Annotated in this window: 16 protein-coding genes; 8 read left to right on the top strand and 8 right to left on the bottom strand. The window is 49.2% G+C overall.

The features are described from left to right. Positions 1 to 51 precede the first annotated feature (51 nt). Both PQQ36_RS17560 and edd read left to right on the top strand, forming a co-directional pair. Positions 52 to 573 carry a gluconokinase gene (locus tag PQQ36_RS17560; protein ID WP_080537813.1) on the top strand — a complete coding sequence of 174 codons (522 nt, stop codon included), beginning with the start codon at positions 52 to 54 and terminating at the stop codon, positions 571 to 573. After that, positions 570 to 2,366: a phosphogluconate dehydratase gene (gene edd, locus PQQ36_RS17555; protein WP_225470965.1), complete on the top strand. Its 1,797-nt coding sequence runs from the start codon at positions 570 to 572 to the stop codon at positions 2,364 to 2,366. The genes PQQ36_RS17560 and edd overlap by 4 nt, the downstream gene beginning before the upstream one ends. Before the next feature lie 54 nt (positions 2,367 to 2,420). On the opposite strand, the gene PQQ36_RS17550 is transcribed toward edd, so the two are convergent. Next, complete coding sequence (locus PQQ36_RS17550; RefSeq protein ID WP_013570909.1) at positions 2,421 to 3,428, bottom strand: substrate-binding domain-containing protein; 1,008 nt, start codon at positions 3,426 to 3,428, stop codon at positions 2,421 to 2,423. A 75-nt stretch (positions 3,429 to 3,503) separates the two neighbouring features. Then, positions 3,504 to 4,400 carry a response regulator gene (locus tag PQQ36_RS17545; protein WP_273661914.1) on the bottom strand — a complete coding sequence of 299 codons (897 nt, stop codon included), beginning with the start codon at positions 4,398 to 4,400 and terminating at the stop codon, positions 3,504 to 3,506. 100 nt (positions 4,401 to 4,500) lie between these two features. On the opposite strand from PQQ36_RS17545, the gene PQQ36_RS17540 reads away from it, so the two are divergent. From PQQ36_RS17540 to PQQ36_RS17520, 5 genes are all read left to right on the top strand, one after another. Continuing rightward, entirely contained in the window at positions 4,501 to 5,298 is a 798-nt protein-coding gene (locus PQQ36_RS17540) for a chromosome partitioning protein ParA (RefSeq protein ID WP_045622142.1), read from the top strand. Between the two features lie 152 nt (positions 5,299 to 5,450). Beyond that, positions 5,451 to 6,785 (top strand): serine/threonine protein kinase, encoded by a 1,335-nt coding sequence (locus PQQ36_RS17535; protein ID WP_273661912.1) that lies wholly within the window; start codon positions 5,451 to 5,453, stop codon positions 6,783 to 6,785. Between the two features lie 28 nt (positions 6,786 to 6,813). Further along, positions 6,814 to 8,253 (top strand): chromosome partitioning protein ParA, encoded by a 1,440-nt coding sequence (locus PQQ36_RS17530; RefSeq protein WP_273661910.1) that lies wholly within the window; start codon positions 6,814 to 6,816, stop codon positions 8,251 to 8,253. Next, positions 8,250 to 8,822 carry a sigma-70 family RNA polymerase sigma factor gene (locus PQQ36_RS17525; RefSeq protein WP_017420432.1) on the top strand — a complete coding sequence of 191 codons (573 nt, stop codon included), beginning with the start codon at positions 8,250 to 8,252 and terminating at the stop codon, positions 8,820 to 8,822. Before PQQ36_RS17530 ends, PQQ36_RS17525 begins: the two co-directional genes overlap by 4 nt. A gap of 8 nt (positions 8,823 to 8,830) precedes the next feature. After that, the gene (locus PQQ36_RS17520; protein WP_273661906.1) at positions 8,831 to 10,399 is read left to right on the top strand and encodes a hypothetical protein; all 1,569 of its coding nucleotides are present in this window, start codon (positions 8,831 to 8,833) and stop codon (positions 10,397 to 10,399) included. Between the two features lie 21 nt (positions 10,400 to 10,420). Here the strand turns inward: PQQ36_RS17520 and PQQ36_RS17515 are convergent, their stop codons facing one another. Beyond that, positions 10,421 to 11,284 (bottom strand): hypothetical protein, encoded by an 864-nt coding sequence (locus PQQ36_RS17515; RefSeq protein ID WP_157401852.1) that lies wholly within the window; start codon positions 11,282 to 11,284, stop codon positions 10,421 to 10,423. A gap of 252 nt (positions 11,285 to 11,536) precedes the next feature. On the opposite strand from PQQ36_RS17515, the gene PQQ36_RS17510 reads away from it, so the two are divergent. Beyond that, positions 11,537 to 14,266 (top strand): hypothetical protein, encoded by a 2,730-nt coding sequence (locus PQQ36_RS17510; protein WP_263134697.1) that lies wholly within the window; start codon positions 11,537 to 11,539, stop codon positions 14,264 to 14,266. A gap of 57 nt (positions 14,267 to 14,323) precedes the next feature. Here the strand turns inward: PQQ36_RS17510 and PQQ36_RS17505 are convergent, their stop codons facing one another. The 5 genes from PQQ36_RS17505 to PQQ36_RS17485 form a co-directional block, all read right to left on the bottom strand. Next, positions 14,324 to 15,268: an SPOR domain-containing protein gene (locus tag PQQ36_RS17505; RefSeq protein WP_206624493.1), complete on the bottom strand. Its 945-nt coding sequence runs from the start codon at positions 15,266 to 15,268 to the stop codon at positions 14,324 to 14,326. Positions 15,269 to 15,454: 186 nt separating this feature from the next. After that, a complete protein-coding gene (locus PQQ36_RS17500; RefSeq protein WP_017789642.1) occupies positions 15,455 to 16,393 on the bottom strand; it encodes an ABC transporter permease in 939 nt (312 codons plus the stop codon). A 2-nt stretch (positions 16,394 to 16,395) separates the two neighbouring features. Continuing rightward, entirely contained in the window at positions 16,396 to 17,373 is a 978-nt protein-coding gene (locus PQQ36_RS17495; RefSeq protein WP_039552056.1) for an ABC transporter permease, read from the bottom strand. A gap of 151 nt (positions 17,374 to 17,524) precedes the next feature. Next, complete coding sequence (locus tag PQQ36_RS17490) at positions 17,525 to 19,081, bottom strand: ABC transporter substrate-binding protein (RefSeq protein ID WP_011079104.1); 1,557 nt, start codon at positions 19,079 to 19,081, stop codon at positions 17,525 to 17,527. 75 nt (positions 19,082 to 19,156) lie between these two features. Beyond that, positions 19,157 to 20,872 carry a dipeptide ABC transporter ATP-binding protein gene (locus PQQ36_RS17485; protein ID WP_011079103.1) on the bottom strand — a complete coding sequence of 572 codons (1,716 nt, stop codon included), beginning with the start codon at positions 20,870 to 20,872 and terminating at the stop codon, positions 19,157 to 19,159. Between the last annotated feature and the right edge of the window lie 1,116 nt (positions 20,873 to 21,988).

Genomic DNA, 21,988 nt, shown 5'->3' with positions numbered 1-21,988 from the left:
AGTGAATTTCAAATTTGAGATCACGCGCAAGTTTAGTTATGAGGACAAGTTATGGCGGGTAGTAGTGTCATTGTGATGGGTGTCTGCGCAAGCGGAAAGACCACAATTGGTGAGCTGTTGGCAGAAAAACTGGGGCGCAAATTCATTGATGGTGACGATCTCCATCCACGCGCCAACATTCAGAAAATGGCCTCTGGCCAGCCACTGAATGATGACGACCGCAAGCCGTGGCTGGAGCGTATTCGTGATGCGGCGTATAGCCTTGAAAGCAAAAATGAGCACGGCATTATCGTCTGCTCTGCGCTGAAAAAGAGCTATCGCGATCAAATCCGCGACGGCAACAACAATGTCACCTTCTTGTTCCTCGATGGCGACAAGTCACTCATTCTTGAGCGCATGCGCCAGCGTCAAGGCCACTTCATGAAAGAGAACATGGTCAATAGCCAGTTTGAAACACTTGAACGCCCCGATGGTGAACCTCGCACTCTATTGGTGAGTATTGATACCACTATCGAAGAGGTTGTCGCCAACGCGGCCGAGTTAATTCTAGAGCAAGATGAGGCACAAGCATGACCCATCCCGTCATTTTAGAGGTCACTCAGCGCTTGGTGGAACGCAGCCAGGCAACTCGTGAGGCGTTTGTTGCACGCACCGAAGAGCAAGCCAAAGCGGGCAAAGGGCGTGTTGGTTTATCGTGCGGCAACTTAGCGCACGCGGTGGCGGCGTCTTGTTCAGCAGAAAAGAAAAACATCCTCGATTTTACTCATGCCAATGTGGCGCTGATCAGCGCCTACAACGACATGCTCAGCGCCCACCAGCCTTACCAGCACTACCCAGAGCAAATTAAGCGCGCACTGGCAGAGTATGGTCATACCGCGCAGGTCGCCGGCTGTGTGCCTGCGATGTGCGATGGCGTAACCCAAGGCCAAGCGGGCATGGATATGTCACTGTTTTCTCGTGATCTGATTGCACAGTCCACAGCCCTCTCTTTGAGCCACAATGTGTTTGATGCCACCTTGCTACTCGGCATTTGCGACAAAATCGCCCCAGGGCAACTGATGGGCGCACTCGCCTACGCACACCTGCCTACCGCATTTGTGCCAGCGGGTCTCATGGCAACGGGCATCAGCAATGAAGAAAAAGTCGATGTTCGCCAAAAATACGCAGCGGGCGAAGTGGGCAAAGACGCACTGCTTGATATGGAGTGTCGCGCTTATCACTCCGTCGGCACGTGCACCTTCTACGGCACCGCCAACACCAACCAACTGGTGTTTGAGGCGATGGGATTGATGTTACCCGGCTCGGCGTTTATCCATCCAAACTCCGAGCTCCGACACGCGTTGACTGAACACGCGGCGATCAAAATTGCGGCCATGACCGCCGGCTCTGCTCACTTCCGCTCACTGGCTGAAGTGGTCACTGAAAAGAGCCTAATCAACGGCATCATTGCCCTACTTGCTTCCGGTGGCAGCACCAACCACACCATTCACATGTTGGCCGTGGCGCGCGCTGCGGGTATTGAGCTCACTTGGCAAGACATCAGTGATCTTTCTGACGTGGTGCCGCTGCTAGCACGCGTATACCCTAACGGCCCCGCTGACATGAACGCCTTCCAACAAGCAGGGGGCGTGCCTGCGCTGTTGCATCGTCTCAATGAATCGGCTCTGCTGCATCGTGACGTCAAGCCAGTGTTTGGCGAGTTCGACGACCAAATGAGCCTACCAAGCCTTGTCGACGGCAAGCTCGTTTGGACACCATGTGAGGGTACCTTCGATAGCCATGTGATCGCCGACAAATGCTGCGTTTTCCAATCCACAGGCGGCACAAAAGTGCTGACTGGCAATTTAGGCAAAGCGGTGGTGAAAGTCTCTGCGGTGAAAGAAGATCAGCGCGTGATTGAAGCGCCAGCGCTGGTGTTCCAGTGCCAGCATGAGGTGGAAGCGGCGTACCAACGTGGTGAGCTCAACCGAGATTGCATTGTGGTGGTGACACACAATGGCCCAGCCGCCAATGGCATGCCAGAGCTGCACAAGTTGATGCCGATTCTCGGTAATGTGCAAAAGGCGGGCTTTAAAGTGGCGCTGGTGACCGATGGCCGTTTGTCTGGCGCCTCAGGTAAAATCCCATCGGCCATTCATGTCTCTCCAGAGGCGATTCGTGGCGGCGCGATTGGCTTAGTGCGTAATGGTGATGTGATTCGTGTCGATTGCCAGACAGGTGAGTTAAACAACCTCAGCGACACCACAGGTCGCTGCATGCTTGAAATCGATACTGAGGCAAGCCAGCAAACTTGGGGACGCAATCTGTTCAGCACCCTTCGCCAATCGGTTTCCAGTGCCGAACACGGTGCGAGTTTTATCGTCTGATCAACAAGGGCGCGTTTATCGCGCCCTTGCTTTTCATCACATCGACCCAGTTCGTTACACACTCTCGCCAGCGGTAATGCGGTAGCCCATATCCACCACATTTTGTTCCAACGTTTCACCGCGCAAACGGGCCAGCAACAACTCGGCACTTTTCTCACCAATTTGAAAACGCGGCGTATCGACACTGGTCAATTTCGGACGAATCGTCTGACCAATATCCAAAGCGTTGTAGCCCACAATAGCCAGTTGCTTCGGCACCTCAATGCCACGCTGCTGCGCGCACAGCAAGGTACCGATGGCGATGTCATCATTGGTACAAAAGACCCCGTCCATCTCTGGATACGTCGCCAAGGCGCGCTCTAACAGCTCATCCGCCAACGAGAAACTGGAGTGTTCACCCGTCAGCACGTGTTTCGGCTCTAAGCCGGCTTCACGCATGGCGCGATCATAGCCTTGCATACGCAGTTTGGTACGCGTATCCAAGCGTGCACCAAAATACACAATGGTGCGCTTACCCGAAGCCAACATGCGTTTCACCACGCTGTAAGAGGCATCTTCGTGGTCTAACCCCACCGCCATATCGATTGGCTGCGCTGGCAGTTCCATGGTTTCCACTACGGGAATGCCTGCGTTTTTGATCATCTGTAAGGTGCGTTCGGTGTGGTGGCTTTCAGTTAAGATCAGGCCATCGACCTGATAGGAGAGCAGCGACGCGATTTTGCGCTCCTCTTCCAGCTCATCGTAGCTAAAGTGCGCCAAGAGGGTTTCATAACCATGCGCTTTGGTGACGGTTTCAATGCCCTGCACAAAGGAAGCAAAAATTTGGTTGGACAAAGAAGGCAGCAGGATCCCAATTGCTCGGCTAGAGGATTTCGACAACATCGCTGGGGCACGGTTCTCGATGTACCCCATCTGTTCAATCGCAGTGGCGATTTTCTCGCGGGTCTTTTCCGCCACCGAATCGGGATTGCGCATGTAGCGCGATACCGTCATCTTGGTCACGCCGACTTGATCCGCCACATCCTGCAAAGTGGTGCGCGGTTTCTTATTGTGTTGAGCCATAAAAAGATTTTTGTCATTAATGTTACTTGTAACATTATGACCAATCCGATCCTCACACACAACTAAGGTGCAGTGCTAAAAACCCACCAATGTGATCTTCCCCTGCGCCATCTCCCCTAACTGGCAGGAGAAATCGAGGCGTTTATCGGCGGGTTTGCTAAATAGCACCTTCAACTTATCAAACGCTTCTGGCACAAAACTGACGCTTTTTAGCCGTAGGCTTTTGCGCGTTAAGCTGTCCAAAAATGCCAAAGAGGATTTATCCAACACCATCTGGCATGTGTCTAAAATCGCTTTGCTGACCATTTTTTTATGGATGGCTTGGCTCAGTTGTTCAGCCGTAATGTGCGTATTGGCACTCGCCAGCACGCACACCGCGTAAATATCCAGCACCGCCACCGCGCGCGGTTTTTGCGTTTCGCCATCTTCATAAATGGCAATCATGCAGGGCACTTTGCTTTCATCAAACTGTTGTAAGCGGATATTGGTGAGGGCAATCTCATCATGCACCACTTTTCGCAGTAGCTTCTCCAACTGACTTAACTTGGGCAAAGCGAGCTCTTTTTGGATTTCCACCAGTTCATCAAACGCTTTTTCACTCTCTTCCGCCCCTTGCACCAGTGGCAACAGCTTGCGATGCAATGCATCGTCATCAAACGGTTTACTCAACACAAAGCTCGCCCCCGCCGCTTTTGCTTGGGCGATCTGCTCGTCATCGTCGACGGTGGTGATCATCGCGATTTTCACCTCAGGAAAACGGGTGGCAACGGTTTGCACCAGCTCCAAGCCACTCATGTCTGGCATGTGCCAATCCGTCAACACGATATCCGGACGCCAATGCGCCATTTTTTCCAGTGCCTCACGAGCACAGTTGGTCTTTTCAATCGACAAGCGACGATAGCCAAACCCAAGCAAGGCTTTGCGAACAATTTCCAGCGTTGCTTTGCTGTCATCGACAATCAGTATTTTCACCGTTGATGCGCTTCCAGTTGCGAGAAGTGTTTAAATTATAGGCACAATTCGTCGTAGCTTCTAAACTTATCAATACGCGATTAAACGAGGTAAGCACGCGATGTCGTTCGAGTTCTTCGACCAATCTTGGGATAAAGAGTTGTTGCTGATGCTGGGCATCAACCTTGGCTTGCTGATTTTGTTGGCTTGGTTTGTGTTGCTATGGTTGATGCTGCGTGAGTTCCGCAAAGCCATGCGCCCAGCCAGCGACACCGTGGCCAGCGATGCGGCTTCGCCAGCCACTATCGCCATGTGTGAGGAGTCGGTCAATCACGCCATCGACTACAGCAATGAAAATCGCGACACGCTCAATGCACTCATACAGATCCAACAGGCGCTGGAAAAACAGGTGGCCGAGATTCGCGCCGCCAGCCAGAACCCCAGTGAACACGATCTCGCCTCCATTGAGGCTCTCAACCAAAAACTGAGTAAATCCCAACAGTTGATTCGTAAACTCAAAGGGGATCTCGACAAAAGCGTGCGTGGCCTGCGTAAAGCCAAAGCCAAATTACTTGAACAAAACGATACCGTTGATGGCCTACGCAAGCAGAAAGAGGATATTGAGAAACAGTTTGAGCAACTGGAGCGGGAATACATCATGATCAGCGAAAGCGGTGGCTTTCAAGATGTCGAGCAAGGCTTTCAAAAAGAGAAGGATCAACTGCTCGCCACCATTGAGAACTACAAACAGCAATTGGCCAATCAGGCGCCCGCCAGCACGAGTGGCGCTGCCAGTGATGAGCTCAAACAGAAGCTACTTGCGATGCAAAAACAGCTGATGCACGTCAACAAAGAAAAGGCATTTATCGAGCAGAAATATCTGGAACTGACGCAAAAACTGGAAAACGAAGATCGCTGATGTTCTCAACATTTGCCTGACGACATTTCACAGATCTCGGCTGAATTCATAAATTGTGCTTTATACTTTCTCACTCGTAAGAAAATTCTCACCTATAATACAAATTTCTTATAAACTAGCTGCTAATAAAAATATAAGAAATCGTTATCGTCGTGCAGCTAGGTACCAGTACCACGCAAGTGTTCTATCGCTTGCTGGATCTCAATGAAGAAGAAAAACAACAAGCGCTCCAACAACTCGAACAAGACGCCCCGGAAGTCTATCGAGCGTTAACCCCTCTCATGCAACCGCAAGAGAGCGAGCCTCTCACCGAGTTACTGGGTTTTCACGCCCATCACGCCACCGATACCTCGCTCGATTTGGCCGGCCAACTGATCGACAAATATCAGCTCACTCACGAGCTCGGCCGAGGTGGCATGGGGGTGGTGTACGCGGCCTACCGCGCTGACGAAACGTTTGAACAACAACTGGCCATCAAGTTTATTCAACCCTCTCTGACCAAAGTCCTCGGTAAGAAAGCACTGTTTGATGAAGCACAGTTACTGGCCAGGCTTAATCACCCCTGTATTGCCAAAGTCTTTGATGGCGGGGTCTACCAAGATTCGGTGTACATTGTGATGGAGCAAGTCGACGGCGTAACACTCGACACCTACCTCAAACAGCACACGCTGGATCAAACAGCCAAGCTCACCCTGTTTCTGCAACTGTGCCAAGCGGTCGAACACGCGCACCATAATCAGGTCTTACACGCGGATCTTAAGCCAGAAAACATTCTCATCGACCATGCTCAGCGACCCAAGTTACTCGATTTTAACTTAACGCAAAAAGTCAGTGATCAAGCAAAGCAACAAGGCAAAACTGGCTTGGTTGCGTTTAGCGAACATTACGCCAGCCCTGAGCAAAAATCGGGGGGCTATTTAACTCAGCAAAGCGATCTCTACTCGCTCGGGAAAATCCTGCAGCTGCTGTTCCCGCACATGAAAAAGCGCTCCGACCTTTGCTTTATTGCCGAGAAAGCCACCCAAGCGATCGCGGAGCAGCGCTACTTAAGCGTGAGCGAATTACGCGTCGATATTGAGAACATGCTGGCGTGCCGTCCTATTTCCCTCAAACAGCACATTCCGCTCTACACCACTAAGCGCTTAATCCAAAGAAGACCAATGCCGACCTTCCTGTTGACGCTTTTGGTGATGACGGGCGTGATATTTACCAGCACGCTGATCAACAAAAACCGTCAGCTTGAACAGGAAAAGCTCATTGCAGAAGAGATGATGTACGAAGTGACGCGTTTGATGTTCCACACCAAAGGTAATCAGTTAGCGCAAATGTCGGTGAGCTCGATGCTCGAAATCACGCGGCGGCGAATCTTATCCAATCCTGATATTCCCAAGCACATCAAACAGAAAATGTTGTTGGCGATGATCACCCCCACACCAGAGAAACAAGTGGTTGAGGTGGATTGCCAACCCAACTGCCAGCACCCCTGAATGCCGATAGGATAAGCAAAGATAGACCATGAAACTGTTACACACTCTCACGCTATGCCTGAGTTTGAGCGCTTTTTACAGCCAAGCCGCCACCCCAAAAACGGGCTATTTCATCGATTCTCCAGTGACGGGGCTGTACTACAAAACCAGTTCAAACCTTTCTGGCACCACTCACAAAGGGGCGTTTCAGTATCATCCCGGCGATGTGGTGAGTTTTTTCTTGGGCAATGATGATAGCGGCTACTTGCTGACCACCTTATCGGGTCAAGAAGTCATCACTCCGACCCTCGCCAGCACGAAACCGAGCCGCAGCATCAATATGACTCGCTTGCTGCTCTCGCTCGACAGCACCCCTGAGAATCGTGATGAAATCGTACTATTGAACAAACTGTTGTCCGATCCCAAATTGCAGCAGCAGTTGCAAGGGCTCGACCTCAATTTTCTTGATTCTTCCGCAAACCAACTGGACGTCGAACTGGTTTCCGTCAAAGAAGCGGTTGAACACCTCAACCAAAGCCAGCGTTATATCGAGCAGCATTTCACCTCCGAGGAGGTGATTTTCTCCCCACTCAATGTACGCTTGCGCAATATCATCATTAACAAAAAAGACTGGCAAGGACGCGCTTGCGCCCTCGATTTACGCCATCTTGATCGCCCTGATTATCGTACCCCCGTCGGGGTTATGAGCTTTGAAGTAACCCACGACAGCCTGATTCAGTACCCGAGCGTTGGCGATTATTTCAACGGCTGTTACCTCAACCGACAGCACGCCTATCGAGAAAAAACCGTTGAACCACTGAGCCATTTTGAGCAATGGGAAGGGGTTGTTGGCTGTGCGAGCCAAGGTTGCACGCGTCACGATCTCAACGGTTTCTCACTGGAAGATTTCGATGACGAAGGCGATTGGAAATACCGCTCCGTGGCCCTGAATTTTGACCCTCAAACGCAGCTGCTGATGGGGAAAATGCAAGGTTTGGGACGCAAAGCCCAAGTCGCACACAGCAATAAGGCTGAGTCTCTCTGGTTTACCTACCCAGAAGCAAAAGGCCAACACATCGCCTATGAAGGGATCTGGAAGGAAACCCAGTACCAAGAGCAAACCCTCACAGAACGCTGCTTAAACATTGCCGATGGTCGAGTGTGGCTTGGCCCAAGCAATGTGTCGTCATGCCCGCTGGCGGCATCAGCCTATCGCCAAGATGTGACACAAGAGTATCAAGATATGTGGTGGCTACGTAATGCCTCTGGTCACGCACAATTAGAGCAGATGAACTTAATGGTGCGCTGGTTTCCACAACCTTACCCAGCACAATACACCACATGGGAGTACCTCCCTGCCGGACAACATTGGGATCAGGGCATCTTGTATCGCTATCAACAGCAAGTGTCTCCTCAACGCGATGGCTCTGATCGCATTGATACTTACACCATTTCCGAATTCGTTAAACAACAAGGAGAGCCGTCATGAGTGCACAATCGACTTCTCTTACCCATATCATTCAGCAGTGGCAAGCCGGTGACAAAGAAGCCGAAAGCCAGCTGTATCAATTCGCCTACTTGCAACTGCGCAAAATTGCCCAGCAAGAACGCGAGCGCAACGCCGAAAAGTATGGTCTTGAAAACGAAGTGTTGGCAGACAGCGTGAACAGCACCACCGCTTTGATCCACGATGCGTACCTTAAGCTTTCCACCAGCGACATGAGTGAAATCAGCGGCAAGCGCGATTTTTTCCTCATGGCCGCCAAAGTGATGCGCCAAATCTTGATCGACAATGCACGTTCGCTGCAGGCGCAAAAACGCCAGCAAGTGACACAGCTACCGAGTGAACAACAGGAAAAGTTCGAGCAGCTGATCATCATGGACAAAGCACTGGATAACTTCAGTGTTCGCTACCCACGCCAATCGAATGCGCTCAAACTGAAGTACTTGATGGGGATGAAAAACCAAGAGATCAGTGAGTTACTCGAATGCAGTGCCAGTTTGATTGAAAAAGACCTCAAGTTCTCACGCAGTTGGCTGCAATCACGAATGGCATAATCCGGATCATGACTCACCGTAAGCCCCTATTCGTCGTCTTCGCCATCACGTTTGTCACTGGAATGTGGTTTTGGCTCTCTTCAAGCCAAGCGACCTCGAGTGTGCTGTCTGAGGCAGAAACCCGCGTAGCAGCGCCACATGCCAAAGCCATTTCGGTTGAAAGCAAGGTACCAAACACGGCAACGCCAACCCAAAACGCGAACCTTCACGTTTCGCCTCTCTTCACTCAGGCGGCAGCCATTTTGCCTACGCCACCATCAGAGGAAACTGGGAAAACACCAACGCCAGAGGAAGAGCTCGAAATCGCTCTGCCAAGCAGCGCGTCGAGCACCACAGTGATTGTCTCCGACAAAGAACTTGCCAAAGGCGTTGGCGCAAACAGCAAACCGAGGCTCAACGCGGAAGTGGCCAGACAAATCCAGAGTCAGATTTTCGGCTGGGAGCTAGACCAAGGCGCGCCCATTCACTACGCCCTCAACATTGATCAGTTATTTATTGATGCCGACGACGACTTTCTCACCCTCACCGTACGCATCAATGTGCCGGGGTTAAAAATCAGCAATCTGGGTACCGTGCAGATTTTAGGCACCGCAACCAAAGCCGTTGCTCAACCGCAACTGATGATCGCCGCACGCGATGATCACCACGGCAGCGACGACCAAGCGTGGGTAAAAGCTTATTTTGACCTGCCCGCGATTGGTGAAACAGCCGCACCATTTGACCATCCACTGATTGGTCAAACCTTCTATCGCTTAGAAACCACCCAAACCTTGGCGGGTATTCGTTATCCCTATGAAGTGATTTACTGCCAAGCGTGGAAGCTGATCAATCATCAGGTCTATTTCGCCTCAGCGCGCAATCGTCGCCAATGTCCGAGCGATGAAGAACTTAAATTGATTGGCGAGTTTGAGCAGCAAGACGATAAGCTGATTCTCACCAGCAGTCAGTCCGCCTTTGATGCCAAACAAACCTGGATGACTCGCCAAAGCTACCCATCCAACCTCACGGAAGGGTTGGTAAACCACCTCACCACGGTGCATGACGGCAACCAGTACGAAACCTACACCATGCTCACCGACAAAGCCGCGATGGAGGCAAGGCTCAACGTGGAAACGGGTCGAAAGCTTTATGAGATGACCTTTTTTGACTACCTCTTTATCGACGCTGAGCAAAATTACCTTCCCGCAGAAGTCGGTAACTACATCTACGAGCGTCAAGCCGCGGACCCCACGGTTTATCAGCGCTTTGACTCCGACCTCAACATTCATCGCGTTAGCGGCAGTTTTGATTGCACCACCCTGCTGCCTTACTTTGAGCTCTCCGTCATTGCGGGGCGGGGCGATTACGAAGATGTCATCTCCTACAGCCACAACGAGGATGGCGTCTCCTCGGTCGCCTGTTTTGTCTTTCCATCCGGACCAAACAAGCGCTCTTTGGCCATCAATCACGACTACCGAGATGACAATGACCTGCAGCAAGGCGAGATTTACAGCTACATCCTGCGCCCGAAACCGCAGTTCGCACACCTGTTGGAGGAGTTGAAAATCAATCTGATTTACCACCACCCGCAATTGTGAAATTGAGCCCAACAAACGGGATTAGAAGTTCCACAACGCTTGTAATCCCGTGTTGAGTGTCCAAGTTTGTGCTTCTGGCAACCAAGCTTGACCTTGCTTCTCCACACCACTTGCTGTGGTATACATCACTCGTTGCGGATCAGACTCGAAGCGTTTCTCGTAACCGAGCATCACAAACCACCCCAAATGCAAACCTGGCATGATCTGATAGCTAAGGGTTGCTTCCGCATTGGTTCTAAAACCGAAGTCGTTAAATTGAATGTCTTCAAAACGTGAGTTTTCAGTGACACTCCAAATCGGCACACCGAAGATCCAACGGCCACTAACACGCCAATCGCTCTCCCCATACAGGTGGCCAGAATCGTAGGCTACGCCTGCATCGAGGAAAATATCCGTCGATTTCTCTTCCCACGTATTACCTTCGCGAAACACATCATTGACGTAACCATTGTGATTTTTCAGGCCATAGCGTTTGTAGGTTTGATAGGTCAACGAAGTCCCGCCCAACACACGCCAGTTATCTTGCAGTTTGTAATGCAGCAAAATGTTGGTTGCCGCTTTCAAGTATTCAAACTGGTTGGTTTGAATCAGCGTACCGTCTTTCTGCCACTCTTCAGTGGCACTCATCGGCGAAAAGGTCGCTAACGCATCAATGGAAAAATCAAAGCGCGTATTGATGTGATAAAGCCCACCAGTATTCAGCACCGGGCTCACCACACTGGCATCGGAGTCTAAGCCGGGAAACAGCTCTTCATACACCACATTCTCAAAGCCAAGGGTAAAGTAAGAGTAACCATATTTACTCTCATCAAGGGTCGCTTGCGCCCCAGCCGATGCTGAGCCTAAACACGCGCCAATAGTGATTAACCTAGCCCACTGTTTCATCTGTTTCTCCTGAAATTTTTGGCCCAGATGTTAACCCTCACGACCCATTTGCCAACCCCGTTACTGATAAAAAAATTAAAATAAATTTTACGGTTTTTTCGCTGTTTTTCGTGCCTTGAAACTCCCGCTCTAACCGGATAAAAAAGCCCCGAAATTCTCCCTTCTTTCGCATGATTTATAAAAAGATGAAAGAAGATTCTAACGATGTGCGTTATTCAATTTAATCAGAATAAAGAAGCAAAGGACTCTTAGATGAAAAAGGTTAGTTTACTAGCAGCGTCAGTGGCGATCGCCCTCACCGGTTGTGGCGGTTCAGACAGTGGTTCAGGTTCTAATGGCAACGTCGCACCTGGCGGCATTATCGTGACAGGCTTCGACGGTTACTTTAATCAAGCAGTAGTGTTTCTTGATAAAGACAACAACGGCAAGCTCGATATCGGCAGCGATACGATTTTCGGTCTAACGGATAAAGAAGGCCGTCGAACAATCCCTGCAGGAACACAAGGTGTGCTGGCACTGCAAACGCTCACTCCGGGCGGCACCGTTCAAACTGCTCTAACCCAGTATGACGCCGACACTTATACCGGCAAATACACCATCGATATGGATCATCCAACTCAAGCGATGGCGCATGAGGTGGTTCTTCGTACTCTACCGGGTGAAAAAATCATTTCTCCTCTCACTGACCTTGTTGTCGTTCAAGCAGGCGCAAACCCAACAAAGGAAAAGATTGAAGAAGCCAAAGCAGAAGTTAACGAGACGCTAGGCATCACAGGGAATATCGCGTTTACCGATGTTATCGCCGCGAAAAACCATGCTTTGCATAAGACCGCTCAGATTCTCACAGAGTCCAAAGTCAATGCAGGCGTGAACTACACCGCTGAAAACGCAATGAAAATTGCTCAAGAAGCCAATAAAATTGTTACAGCACCTGAAAACCAAGATAAGTTAGACCAGCCAAACTTTAAGCCAACCGTTGAAGTTACTCCGTCAGGGGATGTGCAAGTCACCGTCAACAACAAGCTAATAGTGAATAAGAGTGTTGCCGACAACATCAGAGCGCAGTTGAACACACCAAGCACGTCACACAGCTTGGATCTCACTTTAGATCTGGCAGTTGGCCAAGATGCATTGTTCTCTGATAGTGACAACAACAACATTGCACTAGACGTGCAAGTGATCGACCCGATCGACAACCAAGCCGTTAGTGGTCTAATCATCACGGCTAACAATGGTGGCTCACTGACCATCAAAGGTGAACTCACCCCTGTCCGCCAATCCTATATTTTGCAAATCACTGGTACAGATATCGATGCAGAAGCGGCAGTTGTCGGTAAGGTATCTACCCTCTTTACGCTGACAGTTGAAACACCAAACAGCGCGCCAACTATCGTCCCTAAAATCGCCGAAGACCTGCAAGCTTGGATTGGCAGTATCGAACTGACTCAAGGCGTGGCGGTGACGAATGAACAATACCGTATCGACAACCTGTTCGCCGATGTGGATGGTGATGAACTTATCATTGATGCAAGTTCAACCATCAAGGAACTAGAACTGTCGGTCATCGCTGTAGGCGGCACTAAAGAACTGAAAATTGCGGGAACGCCAACGAATACTTACCCCGCCGGTGAAACCATCACCATTAGCGCATTCGATGGTATTGAACGTACTTCAAAGAGCTTTGTGTTAAAGCAGGTGGATGCGAAACCTATCGCAAGTTTTGAAGTGAACACAAACGCCTTAGCAAACCTACAAAGCGAAATCACATCACAGCTTGTTGACCTAAAAGTGAATGAACCGCTGCCAAGCGTGCAGCTCAGCATCACACTGGATGATATTTTTAAAGCCGTTAACGCTCATGGTCCTGTTGAGTACTTCGCTGGTATGAAAGGGGAAAATCAAGATCACAATACCAGTGTTGCGGGTATTAAGGTCGCAGTTGACAGCATGGGTGTTCTAACCATCTCGGGCACACCTCTAGAAGCAAGTACCAACGGTGAGTTTTATATTGCTGCTGGTATCTACCCAGATGCGGAAGATGGTGTTATTTCAGAAATGACGCGCATTGCACTTCCTGAAGTCAAAGCAGCTGACACTCCTCCTCCTCCAGTTTCTTTAGGATTTACCAAGCAACACTTTAACAATCAGCAATGGGTTATGGGCAGCTTTGCCGATCGTGACGGAGAAATTGGTTACGCCTCACTACTCAATACCAACGGTACATTTGAATGGTGCTGGGGCGATCAAGAAAGAGAAGGTTATCAAGTCTTCAAATCTAACATCAGTGATTCCAACGGTGCGCCAGATCCTATCAACACACTTAGCGCGCTTAACAAGGTCTCTGGATATTTGGAAAGCACCAATAAAGATTGCTGGCCAGTAACACTCAATAATGACGGCACATTGACAGCGCATCACAGTGATGAGGGAGTTGACACTAACTGGAACTACGAAATGCTGTACCAAAACAGCAACAATGGTCACTATCAAATTATTGTGAAAATCAACAATCAGGAGCTATTCTGGCTCGATTCGGCATCAACACCACTTGACCAAACCCTAGCGGTGAACACACAAATCGCTGAAGGCAAAGTCGAGTACTACATGTCGGTGGAAGGTGATGGTCAGCATCACCCGGAACTGGATGGCCCGAAACTGAGTTACTCGTACGGCAAACGAGAGTACCAAGCTAATAACCAATATCAAGACAACTCAATTCTACCAGAAGGCTTTGACACACCTGGAATATGGCAAAGCGTTAAAGACATGGACGGCTTGGAAAGAGCAGAACTAGAAGAAGAACGTGAAGATCAGAAAACGCGTGTTCGATATGTCCACCGTGACTTTGGTGACTTTTACATCGGCATTACATGGAGTAAAGAAGTCCATGGTTATGAATCGCCAGCTCAATACTCGCTCTTCAGCCACAACCAAGAAGCCATGGATAAACTGGTTAAAGCAATGCCTTTAATGACGAATTAGAGACATCATAATGTAAGCCCCGCATCGCGGGGCTTATTTGTTTTGGGTGTCATCCAACTACTTCACACACAGCACATTGAGTAATGAAGAGCCTTTTACCTGCGTCACACGGCCATCGGTAAAGAAGCCTTTTTTTCCTCTTCCCCAATAAGGCAACTGCATTGGCCACTGCTGGTTTTCCATCACTTTGGAGTCCAGCAGGGTAAAAAATTCCTCTTCGGTTAACAAACGCATGTGCAGATCACTGCACACCACTTCCGCACTGCTGTAATCCAAGCGATTCCATGCTTGGTTGTGTTCCATATAAAACTGGTGCTCATCATCCATCAAATAAGGCACTGCATAAGTACGACCTTTTAACTCGGCACTTTTACGAATATCGATCGATGATGAGTCATCGTTACTACGCTTAGCTGGCGTTGTGGCCAAGGTCGCCTGCGCAGGGGCCGGCATTGGCTTGTTAGCAGCAACTGGTACTTTCGGTTGCGTTTTTGGGGCGGTGGGCTTGGTTATCGCTTTCTGTTCTTTGCTTGCTGTGACCGGTTTTACCGCAGAATGTGGCTTAACGACTCGAATAAAGGCTTCTCGGTAATCGCCCAGTTTTTTGACCTGTTTAAGATCTTTGCTCGCTTGAGCAAAAGATTGATACGGGCCAATCAAACAACGATAGGTTTTGTTTTCAGGTTTCATCCACACATCGGTGGTGATCTGCTTGTAAAGCGGTTTGGCGTCGGCCAGTGGCATTGGCTGATTTAAAATACCGCATTGAATCCAAAAGAAATCCTCTTTGCCGCTTTTGGGCGCTTTTTTACCCCAAACACCATCACCAATCGGGCAGGCTTTATCTAACATGGGTAATTCGTTGGTGCTTGCCTGTGTGGCTTCACATAGAAAGCCTTCCGCCGCTGCAGGAGTAGCAACACCCAAAAAGCACAATGCCGCCATCAGCCACAATCGTTGAGGTTTGAAGATCGGCAAGCGTGCCGATTTGCTTAGTTCCATAACTTCACTCTACCCGTTTCATCAATGAATTGTTCAGTGACGCTCAGACTGCTGCCTACAACACGTTGTAAGGCCAAAAATTTGCCGCGTCCTGGTGAATAAAAAATGACAAGCAAAAAAAGAGCCGTAATTGGCTTACGACTCTTAGTTTAGGTAGTTTTCCGATTATAAATCAATCAGCTCAGATCACCCTTTGTAGATTTTTGGGTTAAATACGTCACGTAACCAGTCACCCAATAGGTTGATCACTAACACCAGCGTCACCAGCACAATGCCAGGGAAGGCGGTGATCCACCAAGCGCCGGAGAAGATGTAGTTAAAACCAATGCTGATCAATGCGCCCAATGACGGTTGGTCAACGGGCAAACCCAGCCCTAAGAACGAGAGCGCCGCTTCCGACATGATCGCGTTGGCGACTTGCACGGTTGAGATAACCAAAATCGGTGATAAACAGTTCGGCAGAATATGACGGAACATGATGCGCGGTGCTTTAAAGCCCATCACACGTGCCGCTTCAACGTACTCTTTCTTCTTCTCCGCCAATACCGAGGCGCGAATCGTACGTGCGTATTGTGGCCATTCCGCCACACCGATGATCACCACCAGCATCACCACCGCATATTGGCTGTAGAAATCACTGCCGAAACTGGCTTTAAAAATCGCCGAGACAATAATCGCCACCATCATGGTCGAGAAGGAGAGCTGAACATCCGCAAAACGCATCAAGAAGTTGTCAATACGGCCACCAAAGTAACCCGCCGACAGGCCAATCACGATGCCCAAAAACAGCTGCAGCGCCACCGCCAAGAAGCCAATGGTGAGCGACAGACGCGAGCCATATAAGATGGTGGAAAGAATATCGCGACCTTGCTCATCGGTGCCCAGCACGAAGTTTTCATCACCGCCTTCCATCCAAGATGGCGGCAGCTCCGCGTCCATAATGTCAATCGATGAGAGATCATATGGGTTGCTCGGCGCGATTAACGGCGCGGCAATCGCCAACAGCAAAAACAGCATGAACACCGTGAAGCTGCTCATCGCCACTTTGTCGCGTTTAAAATAGTAAAGAAAATCCGATTCTTTAAAGCGTTCCCATACAGAAGGAGCTTTATTAACGTGTTCCATGATTATGCTCCTTTGCCTGTTAAGTTCACGGTCGGGTTGATTAAACCATACAGCAGGTCAACGATGGTGTTGGTCACCACGAAAATCAGTCCGACAAAAATGACGTAAGCGGTGATCAGTGGGGTATCCACGCGGTTGATCGCCTCAAGGAAAAGGAAGCCTGTTCCCGGCCATTGGAACACGGTTTCAGTCAAAATGGTGTACGCCACCATGGTACCAATCTGCACGCCACCGACGGTTAACACTGGCAGCATGGTATTTTTGAGCGCATGTTGGTAATAAATTTTGTTCAGCGCGAGACCTTTCGCCTTGGCAAATTTGATGTATTCCGAACTCAGCACTTCCAGCATTTCTGAACGCACCAGACGAATAAACAGTGGCAGCATGATCGACGCCAACGCGATACAAGGCAGCACTAAGTGCCTTAAGCCATCAATAGTAAAAAAGCCCGATTCCCAACCGAGTAGGTTATACGTTTCCCCTCGCCCATAGGATGGCAGCCATTGCAGCTCAATCGAGAAGACGTACATCAGCATGATCGCGGTTAAGAAAACGGGGATCGAAATACCGATGCTGCTGCCTGCCATGACCACTTTGGTAAAGAAACTCTTCGGATGAATCGCGGAATAAACCCCAAGCGGGATCGAAAAGAGGATGATTAATACGGTCGCGCCAAACACCAACTCTAGGGTGGCAACGAGTTTATCAAGAATCACATCCACCGCAGGACGTTTAAAAAAGTATGAAGTGCCTAAATCGCCCTGCAATGCAGCGCCGATAAAGCGTGTGTATTTGGTGATAAAGGGATCGTTTAGACCAAGTTCATCTCGCAGCGCTTGGCGCTCTGCTTCTGAAACTGACTGGCCCACTAGCTCACGCAACGGGTCGCCTAGGTTATCCTGAATGGCAAACGCCACTAAACTGATCACAAACATCACTATCAGTGCCTGAAACAGGCGCTTGACCAGAAACGAAAACATTCCTTGCCCCTTTTGCTATCCATGACTATGCCCGTTCGCTATCACGGCCATATAAACTTCAGTCTGAAAACGGCGCTCAACCCGACTGAAACAAAGTTGAGCGCCTAAAATCACTCATCCCACCCAACGCTTGAGTGGGAGAAAGCGAGTGTTACTCTTTAACTACCAAGTCACCAAAGTATGGGAAGTCCATCGCGTTGACGATTGGTTTGATATCCAGCGTAGATTTCGCGCCCCACGCTAGGTTTTGCCAGTGTAGAGGAACGAATGCTGCTTCGTTGTACAGCGTGGTTTCGACTTTCTGTAGCATCGCTGCACGTTTAGCAGGATCGGTTTCTACGTTCGCCGCTTCCACCAACTTGTCCACTTCTGGGTTTGAGTAGTGACCACAGTTGTACTGACCACGGCCCGTTTCTTCGTTACGCGTCATGGTGAGGAACTCAGAGAAGTTCGCCGAATCTTCTGTGTCTGAGTGCCAGCCGATCATCAACATATCTGCTGCACACTTATCAAACTCAGGCCAGTATTGCGCTTTAGGCATGGTCTTTAGGTCTACCTTGATACCGATTTTCGATAGCATGGCAGACGCCGCTTGAGCCACTTTCGCATCGTTAACGTAACGGTTGTTCGGCGCGATCATCGTCAGCGTAAAGCCTTTCTCATAACCCGCTTCTTTCATCAACTGCTTCGCTTTTTTCAGATCGAAACGAGGAACCAGCTCCGCGTTGTAGCCCGCGTAGCCTTCAGGGCCCTGCTGGCCAGCTGCTGTCGCGAAACCTTTCATGATCTTATCAACGATACCTTGATTGTTGATGGCATGAACGATCGCTTGACGAACACGCACATCTTTCAGCGCTTCGTTGCTGTTTTGGTTCATTTGGAAAGTGATGATGCGCGTACCAGGCAGCGTCACAAGCTCGATGCCTTTCGCATCTTTCACGCGTTGGTGATCGTTAGGTGCCACTGGCGCAATCATGTCAACACCACCAGAAAGGAGCGCAGCCACACGAGTCGCGTCTTCTTTGATTGGCACAAGCGTCAGCTTATCTACGTTACCTTTTGACTCTTTGTCCCAGTAATCTTTAAAGCGCTCAAACTCTACTTTCACGCCTTGCTCACGAGAAGTGACGATGAACGGACCCGTACCAGAAACGTTGGTCGAAGCAAATGAGTTACCGTGCTTCACCACTTCCGCTTTGTCTTTGCCATCGGCTGTCGTGCCAGAGTAGAACTTGCTGTCCATCGGGAAGATGTAAGTGGCGGTTTGCAGCACCAATGGGTAAGCCCCTTTGGACACCAACTCAACGGTGTAATCGTCCACTTTGACCATTTTTTCATACGGTTCAAAGATCGCTTTAAAGTCTGGAGAATCTTTCAGACGATCGAATGTCCACACGACATCATCTGCCGTCAGTTCGTTACCGGAATGGAACTTCACCCCTTTACGTAGCTGGAAGCGGTAGGTGGTGTCGTTGACACGTTCCCATTTTTCAGCCAAGCGAGGTTCAAAATCCAATTTCTGGGTATAACGAACTAGTGGATCAAACACCATGTGCGACATTTGTAGCGTACCACCAGACAACTGCTCATGCGGGTCAAGTGACACTGGATCTGCATCATAAGCAACTTTGATGTCTGCCGCAGCAGCACTCAGGCTTAGGCCTGCAGCCATTAAAGCCACGGTCAGTTTGCTTTTCATGGTTTTCATTGCATAACTCCTTATGCGGGAATCCGAATCCCTAGTTGTTGTATTTGCGTCTGTTATTGTGCCAAGCAAGCTTGGTTATGCCGTTTTCACCTCTTCCCTCAAACCAGTGAACTCTGGCATCAAGGAAATCAGGTGCTTACTGTACTCATGCTGTGGAGAGCGGAACAGTTGCTCAGTCGGTGCGACTTCGAGCAGAGTCCCCATCTGCATCACACCGACTCGGTCACACATTTGGCGGATAACCGGAAGGTCATGACTGATAAACAGCATGGTTAAGTTCAGTTCGCTTTGTAGATCTTTGAGCAAATTCAGAATCTGTGCTTGAACCGAGACATCCAGTGCCGAGGTTGGCTCATCACAAATTAAAAGACGTGGACGAGTCGCTAATGCGCGCGCAATCGAAATACGCTGACGCTGACCACCCGAAAATTCATGTGGATATTTCACCCCGGCCATTCGCCCTAAGCCAACGTGCTCCAAGAGATCGTTCACGATTTGGCGCGTTTCCGCTTCACTGTTGGTCAACTTATGGAAACGAATGGGCTCCGCGATGATGTCGAATATCTTCATGCGCGGGTTCATCGAAGTGTATGGATTTTGGAAGACCATCTGCATTTGGCGACGCAAAGGACGGCGCGCTTTTTCTGAGGTCAATGCGGTAAGGTCAATACCTTCAAACGTCACCTTACCTGAGTTAGGCGCATACAGCCCGGCAATGACTCGTGCAATAGTGGATTTACCCGAACCCGATTCCCCCACCAAGCCAAAGGTTTCCCCTTCATGCACTTGGAAGCTAACGTTATTTGATGCCTGCACATACTCACGACGGCTCTCAAACAGCGAGTCCTTAGTGACGAAACGCAAGTTAACGTTTTCCACATTAAGCAGCGGCCCGGTGTATTTTCTCTGATCTTCACTTTGACCCAGCCAGTGATTCTTAATATCAAGAGGCTGCAATTCGCTCGCTTCTTCGATGTAACTGACCAGAGGGAAGCGATCAAGCTTCCTATCCGAACGTGGTACCGCTGAAATCAAGCTGCGCGTATAAGGATGATCTGGATTGCCCAACACTTTGGCCGTTGGGCCAAATTCAACCAAGTCACCTCGGTACATAACAGCAACACGATCAGTCACGTTCGATACCACGCCCATGTCGTGCGTGACCAACATGCAACCCACGTTGTGCTTAATGCATAGCTCGCGGATCAGGTTGAGGATTTGGTCTTGAATCGACACATCGAGTGCTGTGGTGGGTTCATCGGCAATGATCAAATCCGGCTCGCCCGCTAGGGCAATCGCAATCACCACGCGCTGACGCATACCGCCAGAAAACTGGTGAGGATACTGCTTTAAGCGGTTTTCAGGTTGAGGGATGCCCACCTGCTTCATTAATGACAATGCGCGCGTGTAAGCCTCTTCGTCAGAGACATTCATATTGGCGTGAATGGTTTCTTTTAACTGCTGTTCAACAGTAAAGAGAGGATTGAGCGAGGTCATTGGATCTTGGAAGATAAAACCAATTTTAGAGCCACGCACTTTGCGCATTGCTTCTGGAGAAAGGCCTGAAATTTTTTCGCCATCAAGGAACACATCACCGCTGGCAATACGACCAGGAGGGCTCAACAAATCGCTCACCGCATTACCTACGGTTGACTTGCCCGCACCCGACTCACCGACGACGCCAACAATTTCGCCTCGTTCAATATTAAACGACAACGATTTCACCGCCGCATGAATACCATGCCGCGATGGATACTCGATACGAAGATTTTTCACTTCTAATAGTGACATTTCAGACCTCTACTGCCTTGTCTGTGGTGCTGAATAATCAAACACGATGATCATTCAACAAACCAATGAATCCCTTCTGATTGCAGAATATTACTCTAAAAATCAGGTCGGAACACAATTTGGCAAAAAACACACAAAAAAGCAACAATTAAAGTTTAACGGCCAACAATCGGTTAATTTCAAGGCAAAAATATCGAATAAATATTCGTTAATAGATATTTAACAAAAATCAGAACAACATTTTTTGTGTGCCAGTTGGCATTTTTGCTAGAAAGTGTCGCCAAAAAAGGCCAATTATTCATCACAATCTACCGTGAGATTTTTCCATGTGAATATTAACAAATACAAAACAACACTTTATTCCATTTAGAAAAACCAGTTAATACGCTTAGTGTGTAACTAATCATTAAGCATAAAATGCTAAATATGGAATTCTAGACATTGAATATCCGCTGTGTTTTTCCTTCACAGCACCAGGAACTCACTGGTGTTTGAAAATCAAAGTGTTAAATGCCAAGAAACTAAAATATAGACACAAAAGAGCCACGCGTTATGAGAAAGGGGAGATTTCCTCTCAGATTGAGAGGTTCATCAGCAACTTCGCTTAGAAAGCCTTAAACGTCTCTCATCAGAGACAAAAGCGAGCGCATCGGTATACCCAGTAAGTCTCGTGGGTTGAGGCAAGAAAATGAGAACCGTAGAGAGAAGGTAGAGAGAAGAAGATCGCACAGACGCTTTAGTCCACGATGCCAAAACAACGAAAGCCGGTGACAAAAGCAGGCTTTCCAAGGGGTAGGAGAAAAGGGATTCGATGCGACTGAGCTTCCAGAGCACGACCCAGTATGCACACAAAATCATCAGCATCTAATACAAGATGTAAAAAAGCCCCACTATTGCTAGTGAGGCTTTAGAATGTGGTCGGTGAAGAGGAATTCGACGCGGCTGGGCTTCCAGGCCCCGACCCAGTATGCACACAAAATCATCAGCATTTAATACAAGATGCAAAAAAGCCCCACTATTGCTAGTGAGGCTTTAGAATGTGGTCGGTGAAGAGGGATTCGAACCCCCGACCCTCTGGTCCCAAACCAGATGCGCTACCAAGCTGCGCTATTCACC

Origin of the sequence: Vibrio sp. CCUG 15886, from assembly GCF_028570825.1 — a bacterium.
GTDB classification, from domain to species: domain Bacteria; phylum Pseudomonadota; class Gammaproteobacteria; order Enterobacterales; family Vibrionaceae; genus Vibrio; species Vibrio vulnificus_B.
This window is presented reverse-complemented; position numbering and strand designations above follow the sequence as displayed.